Genomic DNA, 9,901 nt, shown 5'->3' on the forward strand with positions numbered 1-9,901 from the left:
CCCCCACCGGGGTGCGGCGGCCCTCGCGTGTGCCGGGGCGGACCCGCCGCCCTACCGCGTCCGTCGGCGCGGCATGAACGTGAACACCGCGCCGCCCAGCAGGATCGCCGTCCCCGCGACCAGGCCGAGGGCCTTCAGGGCGCCGTGGTCGCCCGCGCCCGTCTCCGCGAGACCGCCGGTGGAGGTGCTGCCGGAGGAGGTCGTGCCGGAGCCGGTGGACCCGGACGCGCCGCTCGCCTGCTCGGTGGTGTCCAGGGTCAGGGAGACCTCGGACGACGTCGGCGTGCAGGTCGTGGTCGTACCGAGGGCCTCGATCGTCAACACGCCCGGGGACAGCGTCGACTCACCGCTCGCGCCAGGCTTGTAGGTGCCAGTCAGGTCGGGGATCTCGATCGGGTCGCCCGACTTGATCACGTCCGCGTTCAGCGGCCCCTCCACGTGCACCGTGCCGTGGTCGGCGCCGCCGAGCACGACCTCCATCGACGGCTTGACCGAGCCCGCCGGGATGTCCGCGGGGCTGTCCATCACCGACTGCCCGAACTTCACCGTGAGCGCGAAGCTCCCGCCGTCCTTCTTTGCGTCGATCTGCACGGCCGAGGTGGCGTTCTTGTCGCCGATGGGCGTCTTGCACGCGTACGGGACCTGCACCTGCTTGCCGGTGAACTCGGTCTGCCCGGTGCCGTCGCTCGCCGACGCGGACGCGGAGGCCGAGGCGGAGGCGGATCCGGTCGGGCTCGCCGTGCCCGTCGGGGACCCCGAGGGCGACACGGTCGCGCTGGACGAGGGGCTCGACGTGCCCCCGCCGCCCGCCGACACCTCGATGGTCGCCGCCTGCGGCACCGTCGACGTCGGTGTGCACCTGGTGTCCGTCGACATGGCGTTGACGGTGTAGGCGCCCGGGGTCAGCGTCACCGTCCCGGCCGTCGTGAGCTTCAGGGTGCCCTTCATGTCGGACAGCACCATGGCGGCGCCCTTGGGGATCGCCGGGTTCTCGCGCGGCCCCTGCATCGCGATGTCGGCGCTCTGCGCGCCGGCCGCCTTGAGGGTGCCGGACGGCTGGACCGAGTTCGCGGGCAGGTCGATGATGTCGGGGTTCTTCGAGGCGGCCTGGACGAACTTCCACACCACCTCGACCGTGTCGCCCACCTTCGCGGTGGCCGGCGCGGTGATCTCGACCTTGGTGGTGCCGTCCACGGGGTCGAGCCCGGCGGGCGGCACGCAGTGGGTCGCGAACGACACCTCGGCGGCCTGGGCGGGCGTCGCGGCCACGCCCAGCAGGAGTCCCGCGCCGCCCAGCATCAACGCGGCCCCCGCCGCCCCGGCTCTGCGTATGCCGCCGGGGCGGCCGACCGGTGTGACTCTCCTTCGCATGCTCACGTGGGTCCCTTCGTGACGGGAGTCGTAGGACTCGCCGGGTTGTCGTCGTGCGGTGCGGAGAGCCGACCGGCCGCCGGGCCCGGAGCGGAGTCCGGGGTGAACCACGGCAGGGTCGAAGTCGGAGCGGACGCGGCGGCCGGCGCACCGGTCGCGGCGCCCATGGCGTACGACCCGTCCCGCGCGTCCGACGCGTCCGACGCGTCCGTACGGTCGCCGCGGCGCCGCCCCGGCAGCCGCGACAGACGGGCCGCCCGGCCGGGGGACCGCCCGGCGTGCGCCCGTCGCGGCCCCCGCGGGCGCCGTGGCCGGTGCGGCCGGACGCGGTCCACCACCGCCATCCCGACGCGGAACACCGCCACCGGTACGACCACGCAGAGCAGGATCCAGAACAGGGTCACGCCCCAGGGACGGCCGACGCCCCACGGCTGCTCGCCGAGGACCCGGCCGCCGTACGCGAGGGAGACGGTGTAGTCGCCGTGCGCCCCGGCGGAGAGCTCCACCGGCAGCCTGATCCGCGCCTTCCCGCCCGGCGCGAGGGTGCCCCGCCACTGCTGCTCGTCCCACTGCGGGGCGAACACCCCGTGGGAGACTCCGACCCGGAAGACCGGGTCCGTCACGGCGTCGGTGCCGACGTTGCCGACGGTGAGGACCATCGTGCGCGAGGGCGGGGCGCCGAACCAGGTCAGCACGCCGCTCGATCCGTCGAGCCGGATGTCGGTCAGGACGGACAGCCGTCCGGCGTCGGTCCGCGCGGGCAGCGGCCGCACCGGGTGCCCGGCCACCCGCAGGACCGCGTCGGCCTGTGCCTTGGCCCCCGTCACGGTGGCGACATGCACCACGCACGGACACGGCACCGGCGGTTCGGTCACCGGCAGCACGCGGCTGAAGCGGCCGTCGGCGTCGGTGGTGACGGCCCGCCCGTCGGCGTTGGCGCAGGAGTTGGTGCCGCCGAGGACGCCGCGCGAGGGCGCCGACTGCCCGCACACCAGCAGCATCAGCAGGGCGTGCGACCGCCAGCCGCTGCCGCTGACGGTGATCGAACCGCCGGTTCCGGCCTGCGCCCGCGACAACTGGACGGTGGGCCCGGCGGCCGTCGCCGGTGCCGTGGGGGTCAGCAGGAGCAGCGCCGCGCACACCGCCGCCAGCACTCCGATCCGCTGTCTGCCGCTCACCGCAGCCCTCCCGTCGACTCGACCTGCGTACCCGGCCGCCGCGCCGCGGGGCGGCCCGCCGTACGGGCCCCGCGCCGCCGAACGACGAGAAGCGCGGCGGCGGCCGCCCCCGCGGCGCCCGCCGTCCCGCCGACCGCGCCCCAAGGCACGAACCGCGCCGACCCGCTCGCCGTGTCCCGGGCGCCGCCCGCCGCCGTCGCGGTCACCGTCACGTCCACCGCGTCGAGGACGGGCCGGCCGGGCCAGGGTTCGCTGAGCTTCAGCCGGCGTCCCGGAGGCAGCTCGACGGACAGGGCGCGCGGGGCGCGGTCCAGGAGCCGGCGGCCGAACACTCCGCTCGCGCGCACCGCCAGCCGCGGGGTGAGCACCGTGGTGCCGCGGTTGACCAGTTCGTACGTGATGCGGTCGGCGTGCACGGCCACGTGTTCGACGGTCAACGCGGACAACTCGGGCCCGCCGACCCGCAGTCGCAGCGGCACGGTCGCCGTACGGCCGTCGCCGCCGCGCGCCACGATCGTGCCGGAGCGGTCGCCGGGGGCCGCGTCCGCCGGGACGGTCACCGTGAAGGGGACGTCGGCCCGGGTGCGGGCGGGGATGCGCACCTCGGCACCGGCGAACGTCACCGGCACCCCGGTCCCGCGCAGCCGTACGGTGACCGGCCGCCGTCCGCGGTTGGTCAGGGACACCGCGTCCTGCTGGACGGCGCCGGGCGCGCCCTCCACGTAGAAGGACGGGCGGCCGCCGCCGGCGGGCGCGGCCGACCAGCCGCCGTCGGCGGGCGCGGCACCCAGCAGCAGCAGGACGGACAGGGGCAGGACACGGGCGGCGTACGACATCGGCGGCTCCATCGGGCGGGGGCGTCGCGACGGACGGTCAGCGGCGTTCCCGCGCCGTCTGGTTCCTGCGGGTCAGCCACAGCACGCCCGCCGCGCCGGCCAGGAGCACCGTGCCGCCGAGCGTGCCGAGGGCGACGGCGGAGTCCGCGGGGCCGGTCTGCGGAAGAGCCGCACCGGAACCGCTGTCGCTGTGCGTGCCCCCGCTCGTGCTCCCGGTCGAGCCGCCGCTCGTGCCGCCGGCCGCCGAGGTCACGTCGAGGGTGAGCGAGGGCCCGGGGTTGTTGGCGGGCGTGCACGTGGTGGTCGTACCGAGCGCCTTTATGGTGAGCACGCCCGCCGTGAAGGTGACCTTGCCGGTCTTCTTCGGGGTGTACGTGCCGCTCAAGTCATTGATCTTTATCGGGGTGTTGGCCGGGATGGCGGCCTGGTTGGCGGCGCCCGTGACGGTGAGGGTGCCGCTGTCGGCGCCGCCCAGCCTGACCGTGGCGCTCGGGTTCATCGCGCCCTTGCCCAGTTCGACCGGGCTGGACGAGACGCCCTTCTGCCAGGACATGGTGATCCGGTAGCCGCTGCCGCTCTTGACGCCCTCGATGTCGATGGGCGAGACGGCGCTCTTGTCGCCGATGGGCGTCTTGCACTGGTAGTTGACGTTCACGACCTCGGCCCGGGCCGCCGGGGCGGCGAGCAGGACCGCCGAGCCGGCCAGGGCCGCGACGGACGCGAACGCGGCGGTTCGTTTCTGGTACGACACGGTCCCCTCGTTTCTGACGGAACATCAGATCGGCCGTCAAGGTACGCCCGGGGCCGCGAGGAGGGAAGACAAGGCGCACGCCGGAGTTGCGCCGGTCCGGTGGACGCGGAGCGAAGGCCGTGCGGGCGACCGGAGGGCCCGGACCGGGAGTACGGCCCGAGGGCCCGGCCTGAGGGTAACCGCGAGTAAGAGCCCGAGTGGCGCTCAGGGCCATGGAGATCGGCCGGGGCCCGCGGGGCGCTCAGGGGCATGGAGGTCGGACCGGGCCGAGGGGCAGCCAGGCCCATGGGAGGCCAGGACCCGAGGGGTCGTCAGGACCATGCGGGTCGGCCGAGGCCTGAGCCGTGGCCGGACCCCGAGGGCGGCGATGCCCCAGGGGCCGGGTGCGGCGGAAAGGTTTCCCACCGGCTCACGCCGGTGCGCCCAGCTCCGCCCACACGGTCTTGCCGGTCACGCCCGGCGCGCGGACGACACCCCAGTCCAGACACAGCCGCTGCACGATGAACATGCCGTGCCCGCCGGGCCGGCCGGCGCGGTGCGGGGTGCGGGGGGCCGGCTGACCGGTGCCACGGTCGGCGACCTCGACCCGGATGACCTTGTTGTCGCAGGAGATCCGGAGCGACTCGGGCCCCTCGGCGTGCAGGCAGGCGTTGGTGACCAGCTCGGACACGACGAGCAGCACGTCCTCGGCGGCCGCCCGGCGATCCGCGCTGGCGGCCGGCAACCAGCCCCACGCGTACAGCGCCTGACGGGCGAAGTCGCGGGCGAGCGGCACGACGCCGCTCTGGCCGTCCAGGCTCAGCCGGCGGACCTGACGACCCGTCGACGACGCGACCGCGTCCTCGCGGGACATGCCGCCACCTGGCACGTCACCCTCGGACGCCCCCGAAGCGCCGATCGGCTCCGGGCCGCGGTCGCCCGGCGAGCAGGGCCGGGTGGTGCTCATCAGCGCTTCACCTCACCGATTCACCAGTTCACGATTCAAGAGTCAGTACGTAGATCGACGGCGATTCCGTCGACGCGGCGCCGACACATTCAGGATGTCTCCTGCCCGACCGGGCCGACCGAACACCCCCCTGTCGGTACGAGCCGACGTCACCCGGGGACCCGTCCACGAGCGGACGCACGGGTTCACCCGGGTCGAGACGGCCGGGACGCAGCCGGACGCGAGGGCCGGGAACGCCGACCGCCGACCGGCGGACCGGCTCAGGCCGAGTCGCCGGACTCCCCCGCCGCACGGCCATCTCCGGTGCCCTTCGCCACATCACTGCCGTCGTCACCGCCGCCGTCACCGTTCGCGCCGTCGTCGGCCAGAGCCGAATCGACCGAGTCGTGGACGGTGAAGACCGCCTCGGCCCCGGTGATCTCGAACACGCGCGCCACCACGGGCAGCATCCCCGCGAGGTGCACCCCGCCTCCGGCGGCCTCCGCCTTCAGCCGCGCGCCCAGGAGCACGTTCAGCCCGGTGGAGTCACAGAACTCCAGGCGCGAGCAGTCCACGACCAGCTTGCTGAAACCCTTGGAGAGGCAGTCGTCGAGGGGGTCGCGCAACAGATCCGCCGTGTGGTGATCGAGCTCACCCACCGGCGTCACGACGGCGCTGGAGCCCTCTTCCCGCACCTCCACCAGAAGCCGGCCCGACTGCGCGCTGCCGACCGTCCCGCGGTCCATGCGTCTCTCACTCCCGAGGTCGTGACTGCTGACAGATGCTCTCGAACACTACGCCTTCTCCACACAACCTGACACCCGAACAACCGCCCATAAACGGACATTTACCACTGAATCGGACTTGCGGTGGACTCGGTGGAACGGGTAGGGCTAGTAGAGACACGCACCCGACACGGCCGGCTTTGGAGGCGCCGCACACCGCAGTGCGCACTGGCTTCGGCAGCCATATGCCGAGAACGATGGAGGACATCATGTCACCCCGGCTCGACGCGTCGCATACCCATCGGACGACGCCGACACCCCTTCCGGAACATCTGGATCCCATCGAGCGGAACCACCCCGCGCCCGTCCCGCAGGACGACGTGCTCGCCGGGCTTCCGGAGATTCCCCCGTACGAAGAGGTCGGCCCCGTCGACGCGCGGGCCCTGTCCAAGACGCTGTTCGAGCGGCTGGAGTCGCTGGAGGAAGGGACGCGCGAGTATTCGTACGTCCGCAACACCCTCGTCGAACTCAACCTCGCGCTGGTCAAGTTCGCCGCCTCCCGCTTCCGCTCGCGCAGCGAGCCGATGGAGGACATCGTCCAGGTCGGCACCATCGGCCTGATCAAGGCGATCGACCGCTTCGACCTGGCCCGCGGCGTCGAGTTCCCCACCTTCGCGATGCCGACCGTCATCGGCGAGATCAAGCGCTTCTTCCGCGACACCTCCTGGTCCGTGCGCGTCCCGCGCCGGCTCCAGGAACTCCGCCTCGACCTGGCCAAGGCCGGCGACGAGCTGGCCCAACGGCTCGACCGCGCCCCGACGGTGGCCGAGCTCGCCGAGCGCCTCGGCATCAGCAGGGACGAGGTCGTGGAGGGCATGGCGGCGTCGAACGCGTACACCGCCGCGTCGCTGGACGCGCAGCCCGAGGAGGACGACTCCGAGGGAGCGCTCGCCGACCGCATCGGGTACGAGGACCACGGGATCGAGGGCATCGAGTACGTCGAGTCCCTGAAGCCGCTGATCGCCGGACTGCCGCCCCGGGACCGGCACATCCTCTCGCTGCGCTTCGTCGCCAACATGACCCAGTCGGAGATCGGCGAGGAACTCGGCATCTCCCAGATGCACGTGTCGCGCCTGCTGTCGCGGACCCTGGTGCGGCTGCGCAAGGGCCTGACGGCCGAGGAGTGACGGGTGACCGGTGCCGCCCCAACCCCGCGCACCGGCAGCCACTTTGATTACCCGGAGATAACCCTTTACCCAAAGCCTCTCCTCCCTCACCATGGGCATCCCAAACTGGCTGGTACGTCAGGACGGTCGGGTGACCGTCGGGGGGCAAGGAGGGCCGGAGAACATGGCACAAGGCGGCGGCGAAGTCCACGCGGGGGCGTCCGACGCCCGGCTGACCGAACTGCTGCGCGCTGACACCGCGTCCGCCTATCCGGCGCTCCAGGAGCTCCGGGCCCGCCACCAGTCCTCGGTCCTCGCCTATGCCCGCCTGTGCGTGACGGGCGAGGCCGCGGCACGCCAGCTGGCGGCACAGACCTTCACCTCCGTGGCCCGCGAGACGGCACGCGGCACCGACCCCGACGTGCCTCTGCGCCACCGGCTCCTGCTGCTCACCGCGGGTTCGGCCGCGTCCTGGGCCACCGACGGGCGGGCCGCCGGCCTCGACTCCGGGCTGCTGCTGGTCCTGAACACCGCCCCGCCGGGCGGCCCGGTCCCGCCCATGCTCGCCGCGTTCCGCTCCCTGCCGTCCCGCGCGCAGGGCCTGATCTGGTACGGCGTCGTGGACCGGGAGCCGGAGAACCGGACCGCCGGATTCCTCGGGCTCACCGAATGGGACGTCCGGCACGGCGCACCGCAGGCGCTGCTGGCACTGGGCCAGGCCTGTCTGCGCGCCCGGCTGGCCGCCTCCGACGACCCGCGCTGCGGCGACTTCCGTCGGCTGATCGAGGAGTCCGCGCGACCGGACCACCCCCGCCACAGCCCCGACCTGCACGCCCACATGACGCGCTGTCCGCACTGCACGAGCGCGTACGAGGAGCTGTCCGCCCTGCGTGACGACCCGCGCACGGCGCTGGCCGAGGGGCTGCTGCCGTGGGGCGGCACCGCCTACGCCCGGAGCGACGCGGCTGCCGCGACGCGCGTCAACCCGCGCCTCGACGCGCGTGTCACGGATCCTTCCGCGCCCCGGACCTGGCCGCAGTCCCGACGCATCGTGCTGGCCTCGGCGGCGTTGAGCGTGGTCCTGGTGCCGCTGCTGCTGTTCCTGAACACGTCGGACGGCTCGCAGGACCGGCAGCAGTCGGCGGGCGCGGCGGCCCTTCCCTCCAGTCCCCCGGTGACGGTCACGGCGACGGCCACCTACTCCGCGCCGGCCCCGACCCCGTCCCCGACCCGCACCTCGCCCTCGCCGAGCCACAGTTCGGCCCGCCCGAGGCCGACCACCCACAAGCCGACGCCGACCCCGACCCCCTCGCCCGCGCCGCGGCCGCCGGGCGCGGCCTACGCCCAGGTCGTGAACGTGTCCACGGGCCGCTGTCTGGACGTCGGCGGGGACTTCGACAACGGCACGGACGTCGTCACCGCCCCCTGCTCCGGCGCGGACACCCAGCGCTGGCGGGTCGACGCGGACCGCGGTGTCCTCCAGTCGTACGCGGACCCGGACTTCTGCCTCGACAGCCGCGGCGACGTCGACAACGGCGTCGGTGTCTGGAACTGCGACTCGGTCGACGGCCGCAACGGCCGCAACCTCACCTTCACGGTCGACGACGACGGGGTGATCCGCCCCGCGATCGCGATCGAGACCGGGGTGACCCCGCAGTCCTACGGCGACGGAGTGTCGCTGGAGCCGCTGAGCGGCGGTCCGGTCCAGCGGTGGCGGGCGGGAGCCGCCTAGGTCCTGCCGGGCAGAGCTCAGAGCACCCGCGCGCCTCGCCGCCACACCCCGCTGACCAGGGGCACGCCCGGCCGGTAGGCGAGGTGGACATGGCTCGGCGCGTCGAGGAGGGTCAGGTCGGCGTACGCGCCGGGGCCGATGCGGCCGACGTCGTCGCGGCGCAGGGCGGCCGCGCCGCCCGCCGTGGCCGACCAGACCGCCTCGTCCGGCGTCATCCCCATGTCCCGTACCGCGAGCGCGATGCAGAAGGGCACGGAGGACGTGAAGGACGATCCCGGGTTGCAGTCCGTCGACAGGGCGACCGTGACGCCCGCGTCCAGAAGGCGGCGGGCGTCGGGCCACTGCGCCCGGGTGGAGAACTCGGCGCCGGGCAGCAGGGTGGCGACGGTACGGCTGTGCGCGAGGGCGTCCACGTCGGCGTCGGTCAGGTGGGTGCAGTGGTCGGCGCTCGCCGCGTCCAGTTCGACCGCGAGCTGGACGCCGGGGCCGTACGAGAGCTGGTTGGCGTGGACGCGCGGGTGCAGGCCCTTGGCCTTGCCGGCCGTGAGGATCGCGCGGGCCTGGTCGCCGTCGAAGGCGCCCTTCTCGCAGAAGACGTCGATCCAACGGGCGTACGGGGCACAGGCGTCGAGCATCTCGCCGGTGACCAGGGCGACATAGGCGGCCGGGTCGTCGGCGAGGTCGGGCGAAACGATGTGCGCGCCCAGGTAGGTCACCTCGTCGGTGTGCCGGGCCGCGATGCGCAGCGCGCGGGCCTCGTCGGCGACCGTCAGGCCGTAGCCGGACTTCGTCTCGAAGGTCGTGGTGCCCTGGCGCAGGGCCTCGTCGAGGTAGCGGGTGAGATTGCGTTCGAGGTCCTCGTCGCTGGCCGCCCGGGTCGCCGCGACGGTCGTGCGGATGCCGCCGGCGCTGTAGGCCCGGCCGGACATGCGGGCGTTGAACTCCTCGGTGCGGTCGCCCGCGAAGACCAGGTGGGAGTGGGAGTCGACGAAGCCGGGCAGCATCGCGCGGCCGCCGGCGTCGACCCGGTTGTCGGTGGCGGGTGCTTTGCTTGATTCACCGGTCCACACGACACGGTCGCCCTCGATGACGACGGCCGCGTCCCGGACCACACCGAGGGGGGACCCGTCACCGAGGGAGGGATCGTTGGTGACCAGAGTGGCGATGTTGGTGACGACGGTGCTGACCGTGCTGCTGCTCATGGCGTCCTCGTGGGG

The 9,901-nt window shown here is 73.8% G+C and carries 9 protein-coding genes; 2 read left to right on the forward strand and 7 right to left on the reverse strand.

Going from position 1 to position 9,901, the window contains the following annotated elements:
- Positions 1-51: 51 nt before the first annotated feature.
- The 6 genes from FNH09_RS41230 to FNH09_RS41255 all read right to left on the reverse strand — a co-directional run bounded on the left by FNH09_RS41230 (position 52) and on the right by FNH09_RS41255 (position 5,807).
- A complete protein-coding gene (locus FNH09_RS41230) occupies positions 52-1,299 on the reverse strand; it encodes a hypothetical protein (protein ID WP_152895003.1) in 1,248 nt (415 codons plus the stop codon).
- Between the two features lie 74 nt (positions 1,300-1,373).
- Positions 1,374-2,549 (reverse strand): hypothetical protein, encoded by a 1,176-nt coding sequence (locus FNH09_RS41235; RefSeq protein WP_162469865.1) that lies wholly within the window; start codon positions 2,547-2,549, stop codon positions 1,374-1,376.
- Complete coding sequence (locus FNH09_RS41240) at positions 2,546-3,385, reverse strand: COG1361 family protein (protein ID WP_152894998.1); 840 nt, start codon at positions 3,383-3,385, stop codon at positions 2,546-2,548. Before FNH09_RS41240 ends, FNH09_RS41235 begins: the two co-directional genes overlap by 4 nt.
- 37 nt (positions 3,386-3,422) lie before the next feature.
- The gene (locus FNH09_RS41245; RefSeq protein WP_162469866.1) at positions 3,423-4,136 is read right to left on the reverse strand and encodes an LPXTG cell wall anchor domain-containing protein; all 714 of its coding nucleotides are present in this window, start codon (positions 4,134-4,136) and stop codon (positions 3,423-3,425) included.
- A 409-nt stretch (positions 4,137-4,545) separates the two neighbouring features.
- Positions 4,546-5,082, reverse strand: a complete 537-nt coding sequence (locus FNH09_RS41250; RefSeq protein ID WP_152894999.1) for an ATP-binding protein — start codon at positions 5,080-5,082, stop codon at positions 4,546-4,548.
- Between the two features lie 260 nt (positions 5,083-5,342).
- On the reverse strand, positions 5,343-5,807 hold the full coding sequence (locus FNH09_RS41255; RefSeq protein ID WP_238427410.1) for an STAS domain-containing protein: 465 nt from the start codon (positions 5,805-5,807) through the stop codon (positions 5,343-5,345).
- Between the two features lie 248 nt (positions 5,808-6,055).
- Here FNH09_RS41255 and FNH09_RS41260 point away from each other — a divergent pair, with 248 nt between their 5' ends.
- Together FNH09_RS41260 and FNH09_RS41265 are read left to right on the forward strand one after the other, a co-directional pair.
- Positions 6,056-6,973 carry an RNA polymerase sigma factor SigF gene (locus tag FNH09_RS41260; RefSeq protein WP_152895000.1) on the forward strand — a complete coding sequence of 306 codons (918 nt, stop codon included), beginning with the start codon at positions 6,056-6,058 and terminating at the stop codon, positions 6,971-6,973.
- Between the two features lie 163 nt (positions 6,974-7,136).
- Positions 7,137-8,684 carry an RICIN domain-containing protein gene (locus FNH09_RS41265; RefSeq protein WP_152895001.1) on the forward strand — a complete coding sequence of 516 codons (1,548 nt, stop codon included), beginning with the start codon at positions 7,137-7,139 and terminating at the stop codon, positions 8,682-8,684.
- A 17-nt stretch (positions 8,685-8,701) separates the two neighbouring features.
- On the opposite strand, the gene hutI is transcribed toward FNH09_RS41265, so the two are convergent.
- The gene (hutI, locus tag FNH09_RS41270; RefSeq protein ID WP_152895002.1) at positions 8,702-9,886 is read right to left on the reverse strand and encodes an imidazolonepropionase; all 1,185 of its coding nucleotides are present in this window, start codon (positions 9,884-9,886) and stop codon (positions 8,702-8,704) included.
- Positions 9,887-9,901: the final 15 nt, after the last annotated feature.

Origin of the sequence: Streptomyces adustus (assembly GCF_009377175.1) — a bacterium.
Taxonomy (GTDB): Bacteria; Actinomycetota; Actinomycetes; order Streptomycetales; family Streptomycetaceae; genus Streptomyces; species Streptomyces adustus.